At 71.6% G+C, this 22,185-nt stretch carries 20 protein-coding genes; 11 read left to right on the top strand and 9 right to left on the bottom strand.

What is annotated here, in order from left to right; translation table 11 throughout:
- Window positions 1–62: 62 nt before the first annotated feature.
- The 5 genes from AB0M20_RS00975 to AB0M20_RS00995 all read right to left on the bottom strand — a co-directional run bounded on the left by AB0M20_RS00975 (window position 63) and on the right by AB0M20_RS00995 (window position 6,744).
- On the bottom strand, window positions 63–1,073 hold the full coding sequence (locus AB0M20_RS00975) for a succinate dehydrogenase/fumarate reductase iron-sulfur subunit (RefSeq protein WP_364291633.1): 1,011 nt from the start codon (window positions 1,071–1,073) through the stop codon (window positions 63–65).
- Entirely contained in the window at window positions 1,073–2,983 is a 1,911-nt protein-coding gene (locus AB0M20_RS00980; RefSeq protein ID WP_364291636.1) for a fumarate reductase/succinate dehydrogenase flavoprotein subunit, read from the bottom strand. The genes AB0M20_RS00975 and AB0M20_RS00980 overlap by 1 nt, the downstream gene beginning before the upstream one ends.
- Window positions 2,984–2,996: 13 nt before the next feature.
- On the bottom strand, window positions 2,997–3,803 hold the full coding sequence (locus AB0M20_RS00985) for a hypothetical protein (protein ID WP_364291639.1): 807 nt from the start codon (window positions 3,801–3,803) through the stop codon (window positions 2,997–2,999).
- A gap of 155 nt (window positions 3,804–3,958) precedes the next feature.
- On the bottom strand, window positions 3,959–5,311 hold the full coding sequence (locus AB0M20_RS00990) for a metallopeptidase TldD-related protein (RefSeq protein WP_364291642.1): 1,353 nt from the start codon (window positions 5,309–5,311) through the stop codon (window positions 3,959–3,961).
- A complete protein-coding gene (locus tag AB0M20_RS00995) occupies window positions 5,308–6,744 on the bottom strand; it encodes a TldD/PmbA family protein (protein ID WP_364291645.1) in 1,437 nt (478 codons plus the stop codon). Before AB0M20_RS00995 ends, AB0M20_RS00990 begins: the two co-directional genes overlap by 4 nt.
- A gap of 79 nt (window positions 6,745–6,823) precedes the next feature.
- Between AB0M20_RS00995 and AB0M20_RS01000 the strand changes: the two genes are divergently transcribed.
- Window positions 6,824–8,362: a GGDEF domain-containing protein gene (locus tag AB0M20_RS01000; protein WP_364291648.1), complete on the top strand. Its 1,539-nt coding sequence runs from the start codon at window positions 6,824–6,826 to the stop codon at window positions 8,360–8,362.
- A gap of 83 nt (window positions 8,363–8,445) precedes the next feature.
- On the opposite strand, the gene AB0M20_RS01005 is transcribed toward AB0M20_RS01000, so the two are convergent.
- Window positions 8,446–8,865, bottom strand: a complete 420-nt coding sequence (locus AB0M20_RS01005) for a Uma2 family endonuclease (protein ID WP_364291651.1) — start codon at window positions 8,863–8,865, stop codon at window positions 8,446–8,448.
- A gap of 10 nt (window positions 8,866–8,875) precedes the next feature.
- Window positions 8,876–10,660, bottom strand: a complete 1,785-nt coding sequence (locus tag AB0M20_RS01010) for a prolyl oligopeptidase family serine peptidase (RefSeq protein ID WP_364291654.1) — start codon at window positions 10,658–10,660, stop codon at window positions 8,876–8,878.
- A gap of 74 nt (window positions 10,661–10,734) precedes the next feature.
- On the opposite strand from AB0M20_RS01010, the gene mshB reads away from it, so the two are divergent.
- The 4 genes from mshB to AB0M20_RS01030 all read left to right on the top strand — a co-directional run bounded on the left by mshB (window position 10,735) and on the right by AB0M20_RS01030 (window position 14,300).
- The gene (mshB, locus tag AB0M20_RS01015) at window positions 10,735–11,604 is read left to right on the top strand and encodes an N-acetyl-1-D-myo-inositol-2-amino-2-deoxy-alpha-D-glucopyranoside deacetylase (RefSeq protein WP_364291717.1); all 870 of its coding nucleotides are present in this window, start codon (window positions 10,735–10,737) and stop codon (window positions 11,602–11,604) included.
- Window positions 11,601–12,023 carry a hypothetical protein gene (locus AB0M20_RS01020; protein ID WP_364291657.1) on the top strand — a complete coding sequence of 141 codons (423 nt, stop codon included), beginning with the start codon at window positions 11,601–11,603 and terminating at the stop codon, window positions 12,021–12,023. The genes mshB and AB0M20_RS01020 overlap by 4 nt, the downstream gene beginning before the upstream one ends.
- A gap of 79 nt (window positions 12,024–12,102) precedes the next feature.
- A complete protein-coding gene (locus AB0M20_RS01025; protein WP_364291660.1) occupies window positions 12,103–13,818 on the top strand; it encodes a VanW family protein in 1,716 nt (571 codons plus the stop codon).
- Between the two features lie 17 nt (window positions 13,819–13,835).
- A complete protein-coding gene (locus AB0M20_RS01030; protein ID WP_364291663.1) occupies window positions 13,836–14,300 on the top strand; it encodes a hypothetical protein in 465 nt (154 codons plus the stop codon).
- Here AB0M20_RS01030 and AB0M20_RS01035 read toward each other — a convergent pair.
- The gene (locus AB0M20_RS01035; RefSeq protein WP_364291666.1) at window positions 14,297–15,274 is read right to left on the bottom strand and encodes a GNAT family N-acetyltransferase; all 978 of its coding nucleotides are present in this window, start codon (window positions 15,272–15,274) and stop codon (window positions 14,297–14,299) included. The genes AB0M20_RS01030 and AB0M20_RS01035 overlap by 4 nt on opposite strands.
- 99 nt (window positions 15,275–15,373) lie before the next feature.
- On the opposite strand from AB0M20_RS01035, the gene fdxA reads away from it, so the two are divergent.
- The 6 genes from fdxA (at window position 15,374) to AB0M20_RS01065 (ending at window position 20,719) form a co-directional block, all read left to right on the top strand.
- Complete coding sequence (gene fdxA / locus AB0M20_RS01040) at window positions 15,374–15,700, top strand: ferredoxin (protein ID WP_364291669.1); 327 nt, start codon at window positions 15,374–15,376, stop codon at window positions 15,698–15,700.
- A gap of 18 nt (window positions 15,701–15,718) precedes the next feature.
- Window positions 15,719–16,807: a succinyldiaminopimelate transaminase gene (gene dapC / locus AB0M20_RS01045; protein WP_364291672.1), complete on the top strand. Its 1,089-nt coding sequence runs from the start codon at window positions 15,719–15,721 to the stop codon at window positions 16,805–16,807.
- Between the two features lie 108 nt (window positions 16,808–16,915).
- Complete coding sequence (locus tag AB0M20_RS01050; protein ID WP_364291675.1) at window positions 16,916–17,329, top strand: hypothetical protein; 414 nt, start codon at window positions 16,916–16,918, stop codon at window positions 17,327–17,329.
- Window positions 17,326–18,909, top strand: a complete 1,584-nt coding sequence (locus tag AB0M20_RS01055; RefSeq protein ID WP_364291678.1) for a hypothetical protein — start codon at window positions 17,326–17,328, stop codon at window positions 18,907–18,909. Before AB0M20_RS01050 ends, AB0M20_RS01055 begins: the two co-directional genes overlap by 4 nt.
- Complete coding sequence (locus tag AB0M20_RS01060) at window positions 18,906–19,997, top strand: S8 family serine peptidase (RefSeq protein ID WP_364291681.1); 1,092 nt, start codon at window positions 18,906–18,908, stop codon at window positions 19,995–19,997. The genes AB0M20_RS01055 and AB0M20_RS01060 overlap by 4 nt, the downstream gene beginning before the upstream one ends.
- Before the next feature lie 20 nt (window positions 19,998–20,017).
- Window positions 20,018–20,719, top strand: coding sequence for an SIMPL domain-containing protein (locus tag AB0M20_RS01065; protein ID WP_364291684.1), 702 nt, complete (start codon window positions 20,018–20,020; stop codon window positions 20,717–20,719).
- Between the two features lie 146 nt (window positions 20,720–20,865).
- On the opposite strand, the gene AB0M20_RS01070 is transcribed toward AB0M20_RS01065, so the two are convergent.
- On the bottom strand, window positions 20,866–22,140 hold the full coding sequence (locus AB0M20_RS01070) for a DUF4407 domain-containing protein (protein WP_364291687.1): 1,275 nt from the start codon (window positions 22,138–22,140) through the stop codon (window positions 20,866–20,868).
- Window positions 22,141–22,185 lie beyond the last annotated feature (45 nt).

The raw sequence follows: 22,185 nt of genomic DNA on the forward strand, positions 1-22,185 counted from the left end.
GCCGGACATCATGTCGAACATCGACGGCTGGTACGAGGTCACCGTCGAATAGTACGCCCGTTCTAATCCTTCGGCTGGTCCGGATGGCTGTAGGAGATCCGGTCGGTGGGCAGCGGGAACTCCTGCTCGTCACCGAACGGCGACGGGCCGCCCGCCTTCTGCGCCAGGAGCTCGGCCACGTCCAGCTTGCCGTCCGGCCCGACGTGCGGCGGTTCGGGCTTACGAGCGCTGGAGAACGGCGTGGCCGCCTCACTGGTGACCGGGTTCGACGGCGCCATGTTCCCCGACGACGAGGGAGACGAGCCGTTCTGCTGCTCGAGCTCGTCGCGCCGGAAGATCTTGCGGCCCAGCCAGACCAGCGGGTCGTACTTGTTGTCGACCACGCGCTCCTTCATCGGGATGATCGCGTTGTCGGTGATCTTGATGTGCTCGGGGCAGACCTCGGTGCAGCACTTGGTGATGTTGCAGTAGCCGAGGCCCTGGTGCTCCTTGGCGTAGTCCTTCCGGTCGGTCCGCGCGTCGAGCGGGTGCATGTCCAACTCGGCGGCCCGGATGAAGAACCGGGGCCCGGCGAAGGCCTCCTTGTTCTCCTCGTGGTCGCGCACCACGTGGCAGGTGTTCTGGCAGAGGTAGCACTCGATGCACTTGCGGAACTCCTGCGAGCGCTCGACGTCCACCTGCTTCATCCGGTAGTCGCCCGGCTTGACGCCCACCGGCGGTGCGAAGGCCGGCGTCTCGAGCGCCTTCTGGTAGTTGTACGAGACGTCGGTGACCAGGTCGCGGATGACCGGGAAGGTCCGCAGCGGCGTGATCGTGATCGTCTCGTCGTCGGAGAACGTGGACATCCGCGTCATGCAGCCCAGCTTCGGCTTGCCGTTGATCTCCATCGAGCAGGAGCCACACTTGCCGGCCTTGCAGTTCCACCGGCACGCGAGGTCGGGCGTCTGCGTGGCCTGCAGCCGGTGGATGACGTCGAGGACGACCTCGCCCTCATTCACCTCGACGTCGAAGTCCTGGATCTCGCCGCCCGACGCGTCGCCCCGCCAGACCTTGAAGTGGCGCTTCGTGCCCATTACTTCGCCTCCGCGGTCAGGGCGTCGTACGCCGCCAGTTCGTCGTCGGTCATGTACTTCGACAGCTCGGTCCGGTCGAAGAGCTGAATCAGCTCGTCGCGCATCTTCGGCACCGCCTTGCGTTCCAGCTGCACGTCGCCGTTCGCGTCCAGGGAGCAGACCAGGTTGAGCAGCCGCCACTGCGGACTCATCTTGGGGAAGTCCTCGCGGGTGTGACCGCCGCGGGACTCCTCCCGCTCCAACGCCGCCTTCGCCGTGCAGATCGACACCACCAGCATGTTGCGCAGGTCGAGCGCCAGGTGCCAGCCGGGGTTGTACTTGCGGCCGCCGATCGCCCCGACGTTGGCCACCCGGAGCTTGAGCTCCTCGAGCCGCTTCAGCGCATCGGTCAGCTCGCCCTCGCGGCGGATGATGCCGACCAGGTCGCCCATCACCGCCTGCAGGTCCTGCTGCAACGTGTACGGGTTCTCCCCGCTCTGCCGGGCGAGCGGCGCGAGCGCCGTGTCGACCGCGGTCTCGACATCCGCGGTCGTGACCTTCGGCCGCTTGACCAGAGCGTCGGTGTACGCGGCCGCGTGCTCGCCGGCGCGCTTGCCGAACACCAGCAGGTCGGAGAGCGAGTTGCCGCCCAGCCGGTTGGAGCCGTGCATGCCGCCGGACACCTCACCGGCCGCGAACAGGCCCTCCACCTCGCCGAACGCCGCGGCCGTGTCCGGGTCGACCTCCACGCCACCCATCACGTAGTGACAGGTCGGGCCGACCTCCATCGGCTCCTTGGTGATGTCGACGTCGGCCAGCTCCTTGAACTGGTGGTACATCGACGGCAGGCGGCGCTGGATCTCCTCGGCGGGCAGCCGGCTCGCGATGTCCAGGAAGACGCCGCCGGACTTGGAGCCCCGGCCGGCCTTCACCTCGGAGTTGATCGCGCGGGCGACCTCGTCGCGGGGCAGCAGCTCGGGCGGCCGGCGGTTGTTGTCCGCGTCTTCGTACCAGCGGTCCGCCTCCTCCTCGGTCTCCGCGTACTGCTTGCGGAAGACGTCGGGGACGTAGTCGAACATGAACCGCTTGCCCTCGGAGTTCTTCAGCACGCCGCCGTCGCCCCGGACCGACTCGGTGACCAGGATGCCCTTGACGGACACCGGCCAGACCATGCCGGTCGGGTGGAACTGCAGGAACTCCATGTTGATCAGCGTCGCCCCGGCGCGCAGCGCGAGCGCGTGCCCGTCGCCGGTGTACTCCCACGAGTTCGACGTCACCTTGTAGCTGCGGCCGACGCCGCCGGTGGCCAGCACCACGGCCGGCGCCTCGAGCAGCAGGAACTCGCCGGACTCGCGGTAGTAGCCGAACGCGCCGGCCACCTTGTTGCCGTCCAGCAGCAGCTCGGTGATCGTGGTCTCGGAGAACACCTTGATCCGGGCGTCGTAGCTGCCGAACTCCGCCTTGTCCTCCTGCTGCAGCGACACGATCTTCTGCTGCAGGGTGCGGATCAGCTCCAGGCCGGTGCGGTCGCCGACGTGCGCGAGCCGCGGGTACTCGTGCCCGCCGAAGTTGCGCTGCGAGATCTTGCCGTCCTTGGTGCGGTCGAAGAGCGCGCCGTAGGTCTCGAGCTCCCAGATCCGCTCGGGGGCCTCCTTGGCGTGCAGCTCGGCCATTCGGAAGTTGTTCAGGAACTTCCCGCCGCGCATGGTGTCGCGGTAGTGCACCATCCAGTTGTCGCGGCTGTTCACGTTGCCCATCGCGGCGGCGGCACCGCCCTCGGCCATGACGGTGTGCGCCTTGCCGAAGAGGGACTTCGAGATGATCGCCGTCCGCTTGCCGGCCAGCCGTGCCTCGATCGCGGCGCGGAGCCCGGCCCCGCCGGCGCCGATCACGACGACGTCGTAGTGGTGTCGTTCGATGCGGGTTGTCATCGCGCTGGCCCTCCTAGCCGATGAATCGCAGGTCGGGCCACCATTCGGCGGCCACCGCCATGACATAGAAGTCGGTCACCACGAGAGTGCCGAGGGTGATCCACGCCAACTGCATGTGCCGGGCGTTCAGCTTCGACACGAAGCCCCAGGCGCGGTAGCGGACCGGGTGCTTCGAGAAGTGCTTCATGCGGCCACCGACGATGTGCCGGCAGGAGTGGCAGGAGAGCGTGTAGAGCCAGAGCATCACCACGTTGCCGACCAGGACGAGGTTGCCCAGGCCGAAGCCGAAGCCGCTGGGGCTCTGGAACGCGATGATCGCGTCGACGGTGTTGATGATCGAGATGATCATGGCGGCGTAGAACGCGTACCGGTGCAGGTTCTGCCCGAGCAGCGGGAAGCGCGTCTCACCGGTGTACTTCTTGTGCCCGTCCGGCACCGCGCAGGCCGGCGGCGAGAGCCAGAAGGCCCGGTAGTACGCCTTGCGGTAGTAATAGCAGGTCAGGCGGAAGAGCAGCAGGAACGGCAGGGTGAAGGATGCCTCCGGGATGATCCACCAGCCGGGCAGTGGTCGTCCGAAGTGCGCCGCCTCGGGTACGCATCGCTCGGTCACGCACGGTGAATAGAACGGCGTCAGATAGTGGTAGTCCTCGACGTAATACCACTTGTGCATGTAGATGCGGACCAGGCCGTATGCCAACCAGGCACTCAGACCGAGGAAGGTGATCAGCGGGGCGAACCACCACCGGTCGGTGCGCAACGTCTTCGCCGCGATGGCGGCGCGCGCACGCCCCGCACCCGGCCTCGTTGCCGTCGTCGTCATTGAAGTTTCTCCCTGACCTTCGCCCGAGACGAGACCGTGCGGGGGGCGCAACGGTCTGCGCAGGCGTCGGGCGTCTGCGTTGTGTGGGACACGTTACGCCGAGGTTCCGGACCTTTCTCCCTAAGGCATGCCTCGGTTCGTCACATCTTGGAACCTCAGCCGCTCGCGTTGCCGGTGAGGTTCCAACTCGCCAGGTGCAGCGCCGGCACGGTGATCCGGTGACCGGCCTGCCGGTCCGGCACCGGGACCGCCTCGGCGCCGATCGCCCGGACCGCGCCGGGGGCGAGCGCCTCCCGGTACGACTGCGTGAACCGCATGTTCCCGACCGACTGCGTGACCTCGCCGTCCTCCACCAGCCAGACGCCGTTACGGGTCAGCCCGGTGATCACCAGGCTCTTCTGGTCGAGCACCCGCGTGTACCAGAGATCGGTGATCAGCAGCCCCCGCTCGACCCGCTCGACCAGCGGGCGGGCGGACGCCGCGGCGGGTCCGCTCGCCGGTGGCGGCTCCGCACCCGCCGGGCCCGGCAGCATCCGCAGGTGCGAGGCGATCGGCCCCAGCCAGTGCGCGAACAGTGCCGCGTGGCCGGTCGAGGCCGTGCCCGCCTCGGCGGCGGTCCGGCGGTCGTGGGTGACCGCCTCGGTGGTGCCGGCGTCGACCAGCGTGAGCGGCCCGCGCGGCGTGCCCTCCAGGTCGAAGGGCAGGTCGCCGGCCGGGTCGTCGAGGATCGTCACGGCCGGGTCGAACTGGCCGGCGCCCGGCTCGGCGAACGACTCGCCGCGGACGAACGAGCGCCCGTTGAAGCCGAACACGGCCAGGTTGGTCATCAGGTCGGCGACCGCCTCGGGCTCGAGCACCACCTCGTAGCGGCCCGGCGCGAGCAGCGCGGACCGGCCGGCGGCCCGTGCCTTCGCCGCGGCGCGGGCGCCCAGCACGGCGCCGTCCAGGTCGGCCAGCCGGTGCCCGGCGAGGCGGGCCACGCCGTCGTCGCCGTGGTCGCGGGCGATGCCGTCCATGTCCGCAGCGGCGGACCGCCCCTCGGCGGAATGCCCGGCGGAATTGGCGAACGCTCCGGACCGGTAGACGGTGCGGCAGTAGCCGGCCGTCTCCAGCCCGCCGGCCGCGTCGACGAAGTCGCGCACCCGCCGCGCCCGCTCCTCGGGAGTGGCGCGGGCGGTGGCCTCGTCGAAATTGGTCTCCGGTACGGCCGAGGGCGGTGTCAGCCCGGGCCAGGTGGCGTCCGGCGGGCTCAGCCGGGCCGCCGCGGTCACCCGCTCCACCAGCGAGGCCAGGCCGGCCGCGTCGGTCAGCGTGGTGGAACCGGCCGCGGTCCGGCCGTCGAGGTGCAACCGCAGGCGGACCGTCGTGGTCGCGTCGGCGACGTTCTGATGGATGGCCGAGTTGGCGAACCGGGTGAGTGCCTCGGCCGTGTGCAGCACCGAGACCTCGGCCTCGACCCCCGGTCCGGCCAGCTCGACGACCCGCTGTGCGATGGAGAGCTCACTCATGCGCGCACGCCCACGCGCACGCCCCGGAACCTGGCCGGCGCGGCCGGGTGGCCGGTGTGCCCGACCTGGCCCGGCTGGCCCTTGCCGCAGTTGGGCGTGCCCCACGCGACCGTCTCGCTGGAGAGCATGTCCATCGACTGCCAGAACATCGGGCCGATCCCGGTGTACGTGGGATTGCGCACCATCCGGCCCAGCTTGCCGTTCTTGATCTCGTACCCGATCTCGCAGCCGAACTGGAAGTTGAGCCGCCGGTCGTCGATGGACCAGGACCGGTTGATGTCCATGAACACCCCGTCGTCGGTGCTCGCGATGATCTCGTCCAGGGTGTGCGGCCCGGGCTCCACGCCCACATTGGTCATCCGGACCATCGGCAGCCGGGCCCAGCCGTCGGCGCGGACGCTGCCGGCGTAGTCGAGCCCCGCCACCGCCGCCGAGTCGCGGCCGGCCAGCACGCCGACCCAGCGGCCGTCGCGTACGGCGTCGCGTTTCGCCGCCGGCGTGCCCTCGTCGTCGTAGCCGAAGCTGCCCAGCGCGCCCGGGATCGACGGGTCGATGGTGATGTTCATCAGCTCGGATCCGTAGCGCAGTGAGCCCAGCTTGTCGAGATCGAGCCACGACGTGCCGGCGTAGGCCGCCTCCCAGCCGAGGATGCGGTCTACCTCGATCGCGTGCCCGACCGACTCGTGGATCTGCAGCGCCAACTGCTCGCCGCCGAGCACCAGATCGGTGGTGCCCGCCGGGCAGAGCGGCGCGGTGATCAGCTGCCGCGCCTCCTCGGCCATCCGCGGGGCGTTGCCCACCAGGTCGAGCTCGTCGACCAGCTCCCAGCCGCGGGTGGCGTACTGGCCCCGATGCGACGGCCAGGACCGGCGCTGGATCTCGCCGTCGCCGAAGACGCTGGCCGTCACGCCCGCGCCGCACTCGCGGATGTGCTGGTCGATGCGGTGGCCGTCGCTGGAGGCGAACCACTTGCGGGTGTCCCAGATCTGGTAGATGCCCTCGGCCATGTCGGCGCCGGCCTCCTTGGCCGCCGCGGTGGCCCGGACCAGCAGGTCGCCCTTGTCGGACAGGGGCACGGAGAGCGGATCGACCTCGCACGGGCTGGCCCAGCTCGCCTCGCCGGCGCCGGTCGGCACCAGGTCAGTGGCCGGGCCGGGGACCAGCGCGCTCGCCTCGGCGATCTGCGCGGCGCGTCGCCCGGCCGCGCGTGCGGCGCCGTCGGAGACGTCGGGCACCGCGTAGAAGCCCCAGCCCGAGCCGACCAGCGCGCGTACGCCGAGACCCGCGCTCTCGTCGGAGGTCAGGTCCTCCACATCGCCGTCGCGGGCGTTCATCACCTCGGTGCGCCGCACCATGATCCGCGCGTCCGCGTAGCGCGCCCCCGCGTCGAGCGCGGCTTGCACCGCGGCGCACGCCGCATCGAACTCGGTCATGGGACAAACCCTAGGCGAGCCGCAGAGTAGGGTCGCGAGACGACTCGTCGATCGGGGGTGGACAGTGCCGGGTGATCGGTTGCCCGTTCCGGTTTCCCCGTACGGCCCACTCGGCGATCTGGCCCTGCACGTGCACGGCCTGACCCTGCGCGGCCACCACCCCGAGACGTTGATCGCGGCCGATGAGGCGGTGGCCGTCGCGCGGCTCTACGGCGACGCGCGCACCGAGCGCATGGTGGAGATGGGCCGGGTCTACGCGCTGGCCGCGCTGGGCCGGCTCACCGAGGCGCTGTCGGTCAGCGGGCGGCTCGCCGAGCTGACCGGGACCGCGACCGGGCCGCGCACCACCGACGCCAAGATCCTCGCGGACACCGGCGACATGCTGATCCGGATGGGCCGCATCGACGAGGGCCTGCATCAGGTGGCCCGGGCGATGGCGATGCTCGAGGTGGCACCGCGCGGCACCTGGCGCTACCTGTCCGCGATGTCCTCGCTGAGCGGTGCGGCGCAGGCCGCCGAGCTCTTCGAGCTGGCGGACATGTGGCTGACCGACATCTTCGGCGCGATGGCGACGGACTTCGACGAGCTCTTCCGCTCGGCCGGCGACCTGCAGCGCGCCGAGCTGCGGCAGGAGTGGGCGCTGCGGCTCGAGCAGGTGGACCACGAGGACGAGGCCGCGGCGCTCTTCGCCAGCAGCGTCGAGCTTCTGCGCTACTGGCACGATCGCGAGCTGGACGCCCCGCTGTGCGCCGCCCTGCTGGCCGTCGGCCTGGCCAAGATCAGGGAGTACGACCAGGCGCTCATCCTCGTCGGCAAGCTGCTGATGCCGATGCGCGAGGCCGGGCAGTGGCACGAGGCGCGGATGCTGCACCTGGCGCACGGGGTCGCGTTGCGCGAGACCGGCGACCTGGTCGCGGCCCGGCGCGAGCTGCTGGCCGCCGACCAGCTCGCCGTGCTGCCCCAGCAGCGGCTGATCTACCGGTACGAACTGGCCGTCCTCGCCGTGCGGGAGTCGCCCGGCCCGACCACCCGGTCGCTGCTGGAGACCGTGAAGTCGCAGCTCGCCCTGCTCTGGCGCCTGCGGCTGGACCGCCGCACGATGCTGCGCCAGGCCCGCCGCCGGGTCGAGCTGGAGGCCGCCCGGGCCCGGGCCGACCTGGTCGCCACCTCCGACGCGCTCACCGGCCTGGGCAACCGGCGGACGTTCGACCTGCGCATCGACGACCTCCGGGACAACCTCCTATTGATGGACGTGGATCGTTTCAAGGCGATCAACGACGCGTATTCGCACGTCGTGGGCGACCGGGTGCTCAGCGAGATCGCCGGTGTGCTGCGCTCGCACGGCCGGGCCGCGGACGTGCCGATCCGGCTCGGCGGCGACGAGTTCGCGATGATCCTGCCCGGTGACGTGCTGAGCGCGGCCGTGCTGGCCGAGCGGATCCGGCAGGTGGTGCTGGGCCGCGACTGGGCGGCGATCGCGCCCGGCCTGAGCGTCACGGTCAGCATGGGCCTGGCATCGCCGGCCGAGGGCCTGGTCGGCCGGGAGCTCTACGACCGCGCCGATCGCCGCCTCTACGAGGCGAAGCACGCGGGCCGCAACCGCCTGATCTTCGGCTGAGCTGCCGAATAGTGGTAGCCCACCCACGTGTTTTGCCCTCGCAAAGGTGGCAGGGCTACCACTACGGGGTTCCGCACGTCGGGTCAGCGGAGCAGGTGCTCGAGCTGGAGGACGGAACGCTCCTCGTAGGCGCCGCCCACCAGGAAGTGGCCGCGCAGGGCGTGCGTGTCCTGTTCGACCAGGAGATACCAGGGGATGCCGGCTTCGGCGTACCCGTGCATCTTGAGCGTGTGGTCCACGGTCGTGCTCGCCGGCGACACCACCTCGACCACCAGCCGCACCGACGACGCGTCGACCACCGGATCGTCCAGGTCGATCGGCCCGGTCACCACGATGTCCGGGACCACCATGCGCTGATCGTTGAGCCGGACCGTCACGCCGACCAGCACTTGCAGGTCGCCGCGGCCGACCCGCAGCGCCGCCGCCAGCGCCTCGATGATCAGCTGGTGGCGCGGGCTGGGGCCGGGCCGGACCAGCACGTTGCCGTCCCACAACTCGTTCATGACGGCTCGTTCACGACAGCACGTTCCGGATGAAGGCCAGCTCCTCGGCGAGCGTCGACGGCGCGGTCAGCAGCAGCGGGTGCGGCAGGTCGCCGGCCAGGTCGTGGTGGGCGTACACCTCGGGGGCGTCGGCCAGCCGGCCCAGATAGCGCTCGGCGAACGGCGCCGGCAGCGACGACCAGTCGGTCACCGGGTCGCGGGCGACACCGCAGCGCACCACGTCGCCGTGCCGGGTGACGGCCAGCCCGGCGAGCCAGCCGCCGAGCCCGCGGCCCAGCACGGCGACGCGGGTCAGGTCGAGGTCGGGGTGCTTGCCGTGCAAGGCCTGCAGCGCGGCCAGGCAGTCGGAGAGCGGGACGTCGGCGAGCCGGCGGTGCACGACCTTCTCGTAGCTGGGGGCCACTCCGGGCGTACCCCTCGGGTCGACACTGACCACCGCGAAGCCGGACTCCGCCCACCACTGCCGCTCCTGCCACTGCGCCGCGTCGGTCGTGACCTGCTGAGAGCCCGGCCCGTCACCCAGGGTGAGCAGGACGGGCAGGCGGCCGCCGCCGACGTGGTCGGTGGGGTAGAGCACGGCGGAGGGCAGGTGGCGGTCGGTGACGCGCTCGAGGATCGGATGCGGGGTGTACGGGAGCGGCTCGGCGAACGATTCGAGGGTGTGCACGGCGACCCCGCCGCGCCGGACCTCGTTGCCGAGCACCAGCACGTCGCCACCCACCGCGGCGGTCCGGGCGGCGGCCAGCCGCACGGCCTCGGCGCTGCCCCCGCCCAGCGAGGTGCGCACCCGGAAGATGTCGCGGGCCGCCGGATCGCCGTCGGTCGCCTCGACCACCAGATCCGGACCCGCGGCGGGCGCACCGGTGCGGGGCAGCACCCCGATGACCCGCCGGATGTAGAGGCCGGGTGGCGTCAGCAGGCTGCCGTCGGCGACGAGGCAGCGGGCGTCGAAGCCGTCGTGGGCCAGCTCGCCACCGACCAGCACCCGGCCGTCCGGCAGGTGCCGTGGCGTGCCCGGGATCGGCTCCACCCAGCGGGCGTCGGCCAGTTCGGCGTGCACCTGCGTCTCGCCGGTCCGCGGGTCGACCGACAGCACCAGCCCGTGCTGCTGCATCCGGCGCAGCACGGTGATCAGCGGCGTGCCGCCGTCCGCCCAGTGCACGTCCACCAGGTAGGGATAGGTCTCCCGGTCCCAGTGCACGTCCACCCAGCCGCCGTCGAGGTCCAGCAGGTGCAGGGAGACCGCCTTCGCGGTACGCGCGGCCAGCACCTGACTCCCGCTCGGCGCCCACCACCAGCCGCGGCTGCGCCCGAACTCGCGCCCGGCCGGGTCGGCGACGCCCCACGCGACCCCGCCCGGATCCCGCCACGAGCTGCCGTCCGGCTCCCCGGCCAGGAGCTCGTCCCGCTCGCCGTCGGTGATCCGGAGGCAGTGGGCCGGCGTCGTGTAGCCGATGTGCCGCCCCATCGGGTCCGGCCGCGGGTCGAGGGCCGGCTCCGGCGTGGGGATCTCGACCTCGCCGCCGCCGACCAGGTCGACCCGGAACAGGCGGCCGTCGCGGGCGTACGACGCGACCCGGGCGTTGCGGTCCACGCCGAAGCTCGTCACCGGCCCCGGCGCGACCAGCTGCTCGACGCCGGTCGCCACGTTGAGGGCCCACAGGGCGGCCGCGTCGTCGAACCGGCCGGCCGAGCGCAGGAACACCACGCGAGCGCCGTCCGCGGCGACCACGACACCGTGCGGCGCCCCACGGCGGAAGCGATCGGTGCGCATCGCCAGCTCGGGAAAGTCCACGACCACCAGCATCGCTGATCAAGGCCCCTCCGCGCCCGTCAACGCGGCGAGTTGCCCGTAGAGTTGCGCGCGTGATGGAGCAAGACCCGCGGCGCCTGCTGCTCGTGCACGCCCACCCCGACGACGAGGTCATCGGCACCGGGGCCACGATGGCCCACTACGTGGCGGAGGGAGTGCAGGTCACCCTGGTCACCTGCACGCTGGGCGAGGAGGGCGAGATCCACGTCCCGGCGCTGGCCCAGCTCGAGGCGAAACAGGCCGACCAGCTCGGTGGATACCGGGTCGTCGAGCTGGAGCGCGCCTGCGCGGCCCTCGGCGTGACCGATCACCGCTTCCTCGGCGGCGCAGGTCGCTACCGCGACTCCGGGATGATGGGGCTGCCGACCAACGACCATCCGCGGTGCTTCTGGCAGGCGGATCTGGACGAGGCCGCCGGGCTCCTGCTGGAGATCATGCGTGAGGTACGCCCGCAGGTCATGATCACCTACGACGACAACGGCTTCTACGGCCACCCGGACCACATCATGGCGCACCGGGTGGCGATGCGCGCCGCGGAGCTGGCCGGTGACGACGGTCCCGCCAAGATCTACTTCACCGCGATGCCGCGCAGTGTCCTGGAGGGCGGCATGGAGGCGTTCCGGGGGCTGGACGACAACCCGTTCGCCGACGTGCAGAGGGTCGAGGACCTGCCCTTCGGCCAGTCCGACGACGAGATCGCGGCCTGCATCGACGGCACCGACCGCTTCGAGTCCAAGGTGGCGGCGATGAAGGCACACGCCACCCAGATCCCGGACAACTCCTGGCTCTACGGCATCGCGGGGGACTTCGGCGGTGAGTTCATGGGAGTCGAGTACTACACGCTGGCCAAGGGCTCCCGTGGCGAGGTCTCCGGCCCGCACAAGTGGGAGCGTGATCTGTTCAGCGGCCTGCCGGGCTCGTTGTGACCGCTCCGCCACAGGTGATCGAGGAGCAGGTCGCGCCGCCGCGGCGTGACCTGGGGATCGTCCGCGCGCTCGGGGTCCTGGTGTCGGCCGTCGCCACGCTCGTCACCGCGCTGGTCGAGCTGTATCTGACGCCGCTGCGCCTGGCCGGCGTGCCGATCGGCGTGGCGGTGGTGTTCGCGGCGGTGGCGAACTGGGCGCTGGCCTGGTTCGCGGTGCACACCACCGGTCGGCGGCGGGCGGCCGCCGTGCCCTGGGTGCTGTGGACCGTGCTGATGCTGTTCGCCGCCGGGACCAGGACCACCGAGGGCGATTACCTGATCGGCGGCAACGACTGGGTCGCCCTGATCATGATCCTGGTCGGCTCGCTGAGCTTCGCGGTCTACGCCTATCGATTGATCATGCGGCGCCGGCCGCTGTGAAACAGCTGGACGTGGTTGTCAGATCCACTGGTCAACCTGCAAAATTGCGGCACTTTCCGTGACCTTGATTGGTTGTGTCGTGACGTCCGTCCAGGATCAGACCACAGAGGTGTTGACGGCTCCGGCCGCCGCCCCCCGCAGGACGCGCCTCTTTGTGCTGGCGGGCGCGGCGACCGCCGTGGTCGTCGGCGCGGGCGCGGCAGTGACCTGGGTGGTGCACGGCGACATCCCGCGCGGCACCCGGGTGCTCGGCGTCGACCTGGGCGCCAAGTCGCGGGCCGACGCCCTGCGCGCGCTCACCGCGGCCGTCGAGCAGCGGGACGACGAGCCGGCGGTGGTCCGGCTGGACGGCAAGGCGGTCTCGATCAAGCCGTCGGCGATCGGGATGGCCGTCGACCTCACGGCCACCGTCGACGCGGCCGCCGAGGGCACGTCGAGGCCGTTCGGCACCCGGGACGTCGCTCCGGTGATCAACCTCGACCCGGCGCGGCTCGACAAGGCGCTGCGGGCGCAGCTCGATCCCAAGAGCATCACGCTGAAGAAGCCCGGCATCGCGTACGCAGGGCTGACGCCGAAGCCCACGTACCCCGCACCCGGCCGGACGCTGGACCGCGCGCAGGCCGCGGCGGCCGTCCGTGACACCTGGCTGACCGGGCGCACCGCCGAGGTCGCCCTCGCCGTGCTGCCGCCGGCGACGACCAGGGAGCAGGTCGACGAGCTGGTCGCGTCGCTGGCCAAGCCCGCCGTGGCGGCGCCGGTCACGGTGGAGGCCGACGGCAAGAGGTTCACGCTGAGCCCGGCGGCGATCGCCAAGGGCCTGATCTTCCGGGCCGACGCCGCCGGCAAGCTGACCCCGGCGGTGGACGGCAAGAAGCTGCACGCCGCGGCGGCGACGGAGTTCGCCAAGGTCGAGCAGGAGCCGCAGCAGGCCACGGTGACCCTCGCCGGGTCGAAGCCGAAGATCGTGGCGAGCTCCCCGGGCACCGTGGTCGACCTGGCCGCGCTGGGCCCGGCGCTGCTCGCGGTGCTGCCCGGGAAGGGTCCCCGGTCGGTGACCGCCGAGCTGGTCACCGAGGAGGCCGAGACGACCGACCAGGACGTCGCGAAGCTCGGCATCAAGCAGCGGGTCTCCACGTTCACCACCTACTTCACCGGCGGCCGCAGCTCACCGCGCAGCCAGAACATCATCCAGATCGCAAAGGACGTGGACGGCGCGATCGTCAAGCCGGGCGAGACGTTCTCGCTCAACCGGCACACCGGCGAGCGCACCTACTCCAACGGCTACAAGGACGCGCCGGTGATCGTCGGCGGCAAGCTCGAGCCCGGGGTCGGCGGCGGCGCGTCGCAGTTCACCACCACGCTGTTCAACGCGTCCTACTACGCCGGTCTCGAGGACGTCGAGCACAAGCCGCACTCGTTCTACTTCTCCCGTTACCCGAGCGTCATCGAGTCGACGATCTTCTACCCGACGCTCGACCTCAAGTTCAAGAACACCACGCCGTACGGGATCCTCATCGACACGTCGACCACCGGGCGATCGGTGACGGTGTCGATGTGGAGCACCAAGTACTACGACAGCGTGAAGACCGAGCGCAGCGCCCGCCGCAACCACACGTCGCCGCCCACGGTCCACCGCGAGCCGGGCCCGAGGTGCATCGAGACCGGTGGGCTGCCGGGCTTCACGCAGGACGCTTGGCGCGTCATCCGCAAGGACGGCAAAGAGGTAAAGCGAGAGAAGTTCACCTGGAAGTACGATCCCGAACCACGATTCGTCTGCGGCCCCGAGCCTGAGTAACTCTTTTGGAGGATGAAGTGCGGCAACGGTGGGTGCCGATCGCCCTGGTGGCGGTCGGGCTGTTCGCGATCAACGTGGTCGCGCGGCTGATCATCCGGCTCGGCTTCGACGGCGAGGAGAAAGCGGAGAGCCGCGTGTCCCTCGGGATGTTCGCGGCGATCGGCCTGGCCCTCGCCGTGATCACCTTCATCCGGGCCCAGCAGAAACGACCCAGCGAGTGGCTGCCCGAGGTGACCGCCGCCGCGGTGCTCGGGATGCTGCTGACCATCCTGGTCGGACCGTTCATCAGCGGCGACAGCCCGTTCGCGGGCGGCGCCGGCAACTTCTTCTCCCAGGTGTGGCTCTACGGCGGCTTCGCGATCGTCGGGACGCTGCTCGGCTATTGGATCGCGACGGCGCTGGGCCGGGACTACCGGTCGCGGTCGCTCAGCGCCTTCGCCCAGTCGCGCGCCACCAAGCCGCGCCGCGTCGTGCGGCGTTAGCTGCGCGGAGCCTCGCGGGTGAGGTATGTGTGGTGGGTGCTGAAGCCCATCTTGCCGTAGAGCGCGACCGCGGCCGCGTTGCGCTCCTCGACCTGCAAGTAGGCGCGGGTGGAGCCGCGCCCGGCGGCCCACTGCGCCATCGCGCGCACGACGTGACCGGCCAGGCCGGTTCGGCGCGCGGTGGGTGCGGTCTGCACCAGCGAGACGCCGTGCCAGCGGTCCGGGCCGGTCACCGTGCCGCGGGCCACCGCGAGCAGCCCGCCGCCGGCGTCCCGGACCTCGGCGAAGACCGATTCGGGTACGCCGGTGAGGATGCTCCGCGCGGATCGGGGCAGGGTGCCCTTGTGGTCGGCGACCATGGCGAACCAGTCGTCGGACGGCGCGTGGGCGAGCGCGACCGGCGGCAGGTCGGCCCTGTCCTGTGACTGCACCCTGGCCTGTGCCAGCACCGTCGCCAGGCTGGCCGTCTGCACCAGGGTGAGCGGGCGGGCCGTCCAGCCGCGCTCGTCCAGCGCCGAGTTGACCGGGGCGGCGAGCGGCATCGGCGCGTTGACCAGGGCCTGCTGGCCGCGGTCGGCATACCAGCTGAGCACCGCGTCGATGGCCGCCTCGAGGGTCCGGTCGGGGTCGCCGACGGCCAGCGCCGAGTTGGCCCGGCCGGTCCAGTTCTCCGCCGCGCGCAGGATCCAGCCGCCGAGCCGGCCCTGCACCGGCGCGGGCCAGGCGTCGTTCGCCGCCAGCTCCAGCGCGATGACGTCGCGTGCCGGTGGGCGGCGGGCGGCGGGCACGCGTTTGGCCCGGTGCACCTCGCGCAGCGGCACCCGCAGCGTGCCCTGCGAGGTGGCGATGGTGAGATCCGTCTCCGTCAGGTCGACGAGCTCGCCGAGCGCGTCCGAGAAAAGGGGTCGATCGGCGGAAACGCCCACAATTCGGCGCACCACCACACGGTGTCCCACATCCTGCCGTCGGAGCACGCGCGACCTCCCTCCGGCGAGATACTAGGCTTTGCGTTTGCTACCGCACTGCCCGCGCGCCCCAATCCTTGGTCGCGCTGCCGGAAGGGAATAGGGTCCGTGACCTACATCATCGCTGAGCCATGCGTCGATGTGCTCGACAAGGCGTGCATCGAGGAGTGCCCGGTCGACTGCATCTACGAGGGCAACCGGATGCTCTACATCCACCCCGATGAGTGCGTCGACTGCGGTGCCTGCGAACCGGTCTGCCCGGTGGAGGCCATCTTCTACGAGGATGACGTGCCGGAGCAGTGGAAGGACTACACGACCGCGAACTACGAGTTCTTCGAGGACCTGGGCTCGCCCGGCGGCGCGTCGAAGGTCGGCAAGATCGACAAGGACACGGCGTTCGTGGCCTCCCAGCCACCCGGCCTGAACGAGCACTGAGCAGGACTGGCCCTCGACGTGCCCGTGTCGTCCAAGCTGCCGGATTTCCCCTGGGATCTGCTCGAGCCGGCCAAGGCCGTCGCCGCCGCGCATCCCGGGGGCATCGTCGACCTCTCCATCGGCACGCCGGTCGACCCGGTCCCGCCGCTGATCAGGCAGGCGCTGGCCGACGCCTCGGACGCCCCGGGTTATCCGCTCACCGCCGGCACGCCCGAGCTGCGGACCGCGATCGCCGCCTGGGTGGCGTCGGCGTGCGGCGCCGGCGGCGCGGTCGGGGTGCTGCCCACGATCGGGTCCAAGGAGCTCGTCGCCGGTCTGCCCGCCCTGCTGGGTCTAGGGGCCGGCGACGTGGTGGCGATCCCCGAGGTCTGCTATCCGACATATGAGGTCGGCGTGCAGCTGGCCGGTGCGACCGCGGTCCGCGCCGACTCGCTGACCGCGCTCGGCCCCGACCCGCGGGTCCGGATGATCTGGATCAACTCGCCGGGCAACCCGGACGGGCGGGTGCTGCCGGTCGAGCACCTTCGCAAGATCGTCGCCTGGGGGCGTGAGCGCGGCGTCACCGTGGTCAGCGACGAGTGCTATCTCAGCCTGGGGTGGGAGACCACGCCGGTGTCGATCCTGGCCGACGAGGTCAGCGGCGGCGACTACAACGGCCTGCTGGCCGTGCACTCGCTGTCGAAGCGGTCCAACCTGGCGGGCTACCGCGCCGGCTTCGTCGCCGGCGACCCGTCGCTCGTCGCCGAGCTGCTGGCGGTGCGCAAGCACGCCGGCATGATCGTGCCCAAGCCGGTGCAGGCGGCGATGATCGCTGGGCTGACCGACGAGGCGCACGTGGCCGAGCAGCGCGAACGTTACTTCTCCCGGCGGGTGGTCCTGCGCGACGCGCTGACCGCGGCCGGCTTCACGATTGAGCACTCGCAGGCCGGTCTCTATCTCTGGGCGACCCGCGGCGAGGAGTGCTGGGCGACCGTCCAGTGGCTCGCCGAGCGCGGCATCCTGGCGGCGCCCGGCGCCTTCTACGGCCCGCGCGGCGGGCAGTTCGTCCGGATCGCCCTGACTGCGACCGATGAGCGAGTGGCCGCAGCGGCCGAACGCCTGTCGTAAACCCCGCTAACTTGTCCACAGTGGGACCGATACGGGTACCCCTCTGTCGCAGGCTGCGGTTACCCTCGATGCGTTGCCGTTGATGTGCGACCACGGGGAGGCGCGGCGGTGAGTGATCCGTCCATCAATGTGGAGACCAGCGAGCTCAGCCGGTTCGCCAAGGATGTTCGTTTCGAGTCCGATGAGGGCCTCAACCCGGCCATCGCCCGAGCTGACGCTCAGCTCCCGGGCGTGCGGTTCGGGCAGAACAACGCGAGCGGCTCGGTCCATGCGGCCAAGACGCGGTACATGCAGGCCTACCTGGCCCACCTTGCGAATCTGAACAACTACGTCGAGGCCGGCAACATCATGGCCGAGGCCGCGGAGCTGGTGGCGAAGGAGTTCGACGCGGTCGACGCCCGGTCGGCGGACGCGGCGAAGAAGGTCGGGCAGATCCTGCGGACGGCGACGGACGAATACCGTCGCAAGATCGCCGAGGCCGAGTACGACGATCCGACGACGGGGACGGTGCGTGCGATATGAGCGACGAACCGGTGCTGACCTCGAGCTACTGCACCAACTGGGGTGCGTACAACACGCCGCGCGTGTGGGCCATGGTCGCCAACGAGGACGACCCCGACGCCTGGCGTCAGGTCGCGGCCTGGGGTGACGTGGCCCTGGCGATGAAGGACCACAAGGCTCGGCTGAAGATGGCGCGGGATTCGCTTGCCGCCGCCTGGTCGCCGGACCAGAACGAGTCGGCCGCGGCGTTCGTCAAGGAGTTCGACATCCTTCTCGCCAAGATGGACGAGGCGAAACTCGACGCCGACACCACCGCGAGCGGGCTGGCCAACATCCTCGAGGAGCTGCGGCAGGCCAAGGCCGACATCCAGCCGCTGTACGAGGAGTACAAGAGCAAGAACAGCGACCTCATCCCGGGCTGGGTGGACAGCGCCGAGGACGAGATCGACGAGAAGGCACGGACCCGCATGATGGCGGCCGAGCGCGTCGTCGAGATGCACGTCGCCCAGATCAAGGTCCCGGCCGAGTACAAGATGGACCCCAAGGAGAAGTCGGGGTACGTTCCCGGCCCGCGCACCAACCCCAACGGCGGCGTCTCGACCTACGGCGGTTCCGGCGCGGCCGGCGGGTCCGGCGGTGGCGGCGTGGGTTCGCCGGGGTCGTCGCTGGACGTGCCGCACGACCCGCCGCCCACCATGCCCGGCCACGATCCGATTTTGCCCGACCAGGTCGGTGGCGGAGTCGGCGGTGGAGTCGGCGCTGGCGTGGGCAGTGGTGTCGGGGGCGACACCGGGCCCGGCCTGGCCGGCGTTGGCCCGACGCCTCCGCCGGTGCTGCCGCCGGGCAACCCCGGTGTGCCGCCGGTCATCGGCCCTCCGGGGCCTCCCGCTCCGGCGCCTCTGCCGCCGATCGGCATGCCCGGTCTTCCCGGCGGTGTCGGCGGTGGCGGTGGCGGTGGCGGAACGCTGCCGGCCAAGACCATGCCGGCCGGCCTGGGCGGCCCCGGCAAGCCCGGCGGTGTACGAGCGGGCGGCATGCGCGGCGCGCTGCCCTCCGGCGCGGTGATCGGTGAGACGATCGGCGGGCCGGGTGCGCGCGGCGGCGCAGGCGGGATCGGCGGCGTCGGTGGCGGTGCGGGTGGCCGGGCGGCCGGCGGCGTGGGTGGTCCGGGTGGCCGGGCGGCCGGCGGCGTGGGCGGTCCGGGTGGCCGGGCGGCCGGCGGCGTGGGCGGTCCCGGTGGCCGGGCGGCCGGCGCGGTCGGCGGGGTCGGTGGTCCGGGTGGCCGGGCGGCCGGCGGGGTCGGTGGTCCGGGCGGTCGTGCGGCGGGTGGCCCCGGCGCGCGCGGCACGGGCAAGCCGATCCGGCCGTCGTGGCTGCCGCCGGATGAGCCCGGTGCGGGCGGACGTCCGGGAGCCAACTCGGCGATGACCGGTGCTTCCGGCCGCCGCGGCGCGGGCGGCGAGGACGAGGGCGAGGGCAAGCACTTCGACCCGGACAACCCGTGGGAGGTCGAGTCGGGGGTGACCCCGGTGATCCGGCCGCGTCCGCAGACCGGCAGGCACGACCCCGGCCCGAACGTGATCGGCGGATACCGAGGGTGATTCTGCTTCGACGGGCGATCGCGGCGATTGCCGCGGTCGCCCTTGTTGCGGTCGCGCCGACGGCGGCGTATGCCGACTCGACGCGCGACGGTCAGTGGTGGCTGAAGGCCCTCGACATCGCCGAGGTGCACCGGATCACCAAGGGCGCCGGCGTCACCGTCGCGGTCATCGACACCGGTGTGTACGCCAAACACCCCGACCTCAAGGGCGTCGTCGTCGGCGGGATCGACACGATCGACAACGACACCCGGATCATCGACGACTCGGGCCACGGCACCGGGATGACCAGCATCCTCGCCGGGCGTGGACACGGCGGCGGTCGCGGCATGCTCGGCATCGCGCCCGAGGCCAAGGTCCTGGCGGTGCGACCCAACGACGACGCGCTGTTCGTGAACAAGGGCATCGACTGGGCGGTCGCGCACGGCGCCAAGGTCATCAACATGTCGTTCGGCCTGCCGAGCTCCGAGGGGCTGCAGGCGGCGGTGCGCCGGGCGGCCGCGAAAGACGTCGTGCTGGTCGCGTCCGTGGGCAACACCGGCGACAAGGACAATGCCGAGGAGTTCCCGGGCGGCTACCCCGAGGTGATCGGGGTCGGCGCGGTCGACCGCAAGGGCAAGGTGGCCAAGTTCTCCCAGCACGGCGAGCAGGTCGACATCGTCGCTCCCGGCGTCGACATCGTCCAGGCGGACGTGGGCGACGGCTACCGCACCGGCTTCGGCAGCAGCAACGCGTCGGCCATCGTCGCGGGTGCGGCGGCGTTGATCCGGGCCAAGTACCCCGAGCTCACCGCGCAGCAGGTGACCGACCGGCTGATCGCCACTTCAGAGGACCGGGGTGCGAAGGGGCGCGACGACTTCTACGGCCACGGCGCGCTCAACCTGGCCGAGGCCCTCACGGCACCGCAACCCGCGGCGTCCAGCGCGGCCCCGGCCACTGCCCCGGCCGGCCCGGCCGTGGCCACCGGCAACGACGACTCGTCGGGCGGTGGCATCCCGCCGCTGGTCTTCGTCGCGGGCGGCCTGCTCCTGCTGATCGTCGCCGTTCTGGCCGTCGTCCTGGCGGTCCGCAGCTCGCGCCGCACCGCGTGAGCGCGGGTACCGTCCAGTCCATGGATCACGAGCGGGACCTGCCGACAGTGGTGGTGCGTGGCGAGGCGCTCCGCGAGGTCCCTCCCGAGCTGGCCGTCTTCTCGGTCACCGTGTCGTCGCGCGACAAGGATCGGGAGACCACGCTGACCCGGCTCACCGAGCGGGCGGCCGAGCTGCGCAGCCACCTCGACGACTTCGACGACTTCGACGACGCCATCGAGCGCCGCGAGACCGGGTCGGTGCAGATCTATCCGGAGATGCGCGGCCGGCCGAAATCGGGGTCCGCCGAGCGGGTGATCGCGTACCACGGGAGCATCACCACCACGGTCACCGTGACCGACTTCGCCGTGCTCGGGGAGCTGCTGCTGCGGCTCGGCAACCAGGAGCAGACGCAGGTGTCCGGGCCGTGGTGGCAGCTGCGCAAGGGCAGCCGGGCCGGCGCCGACGTGCGCAAGGAGGCGATCGCCGACGCGGTGCAGCGGGCGCGCGAATACGCCGAGGCCGTCGGGTCGCGGGTGCAGCGTCTCATCGAGATCGCCGACGAGGGCACCGGCGGCGCGCAGCCGGTGATGTATCGCGGGTTCGCCGCCGGCAAGGCCGAGATGGCGGCGGCCGACGCGATGGACCTCGAGCTCGACCTCGACCCGCCACTGCAGACCGTCCAGGCCGCCGTCGTGGTGCGCGTGGCGATCAGCGCGCCGCCCAAGGACTTCGGCCGGTAACGCGAAGACGAGCCCTCACACGTGAGGACCCGTCGCCGCGGCGCACATCGCCAGAGCGGCCTAGCCGCCGTTCAACAGAGCGTGGGCAGGCGGTGCGCCGGAGCACATAGTAGCGCCGATGTGCAACTTGCGTTAAGTCCAGGACTTCAACTGCGCACTTGGTCCGAATTGGCAGGGAGATCGCGGTGGCCCGCCACGTGGCGACGCGCCGGCCGCCGGGCCGGGAGGTCGCCCACCGCCGACCGCAGCACCGACCGGGCCCGCTCGGCGGCCATCTCGTTCAGCAGGTCGTCGCGGGTCGCCGCGTCCACCCCGCCGGCCACCACGCGCATCGTCGCCTCGCCGTAGGCGCGGGCGTCGGCCACCCCACGCTCGTACGCGATCAGGGCCGCATGCTCCCGCTCCCGCGCCAGCCGGGCCTCGGCCCGCTCGTAGGCGTTGCCGCGCGACACGAACTTGAGCCCGACCGCCGCGCAGTCCAGCGCGACCAGCAACAGCGCGATCCCCAGGTAGAACACGCCGATGCCCCAGAAGTCGCTGGTCACCAGGTGCCACATCGCCGCGGTGCGCGCCCCGAAGCCGGCGTCCGCCCGGATCGCGGCCGCGTTGCGCTCGCGCTGATCCTCGATGAGCCGGGTCAGCGAGGCCATCTCGGCGGTCCGGGCCACCCGGCCCGGCCCCTGCGTCGTTCGCAGCGCCGACGCCTGCCGGTCCAGCCCGGCGGCCTGGTCGTCCAGGGAGCGGGAACGCTTGACCAGCTTGTCGCAGTAGCCGCCGGCCGGGCACCCGGACCTGCGGGTGACCCCCGCGCCGGCCGAGTCGGCGAGCGCTTGACGGTAGAGCGTACGAGCATCCTTGCGCTTGGCCGCCGCCTGCGCGGAGAGCGCGCCCACCGCGCGGTCCTCCTCCGCGGCCCGCCGCCGCAGCTCGGCCAGGCGTGCGTCATACGCGCCGATCGCCCCGGTCGACGACATGGTCAGGATCTGCTCGTTGTGCACCTCGTTGAGGTAGGCGTCGATCTCGCCCCGGTATCGCGCCAGCATCAACGGCTCGGTGATGATCACGGCGAACAGCAGGGCGAGCCCGACCCGGCCCACATAGAGCCCGAGCGTCGGCCGTTTCAGCAGGTGACGCGGGTCGGGGGAGTCGAGGTGGTCGAAGCTGATCGCCACCCGCCCGACCACCGCACGGTCGTACGCGACCACGCCGATCGCCACCAGCGGCCCGACCACCCACTGCCACCATGGGTGCGTGTAGTTCGCGCTGGCGTCCACGAACGCCGCCCCGCCCACCGTCGCATAGACGAAATACAGCAGCACGAAGACGCCGATCGCGCTGTAGAGCACCCGGTCGGAGTGGGTGGAAACGCTCTCCGGATTGACGTTGGCGACCCGGAGGAGCACGTCGCGACGCCTGGGCATGCAGCCGAGTCTCGTCGATCACAGGTGCCGACGCGGACGAAACGG

This window comes from Actinoplanes sp. NPDC051633, assembly GCF_040681735.1.
Taxonomy (GTDB): Bacteria; Actinomycetota; Actinomycetes; order Mycobacteriales; family Micromonosporaceae; genus Actinoplanes.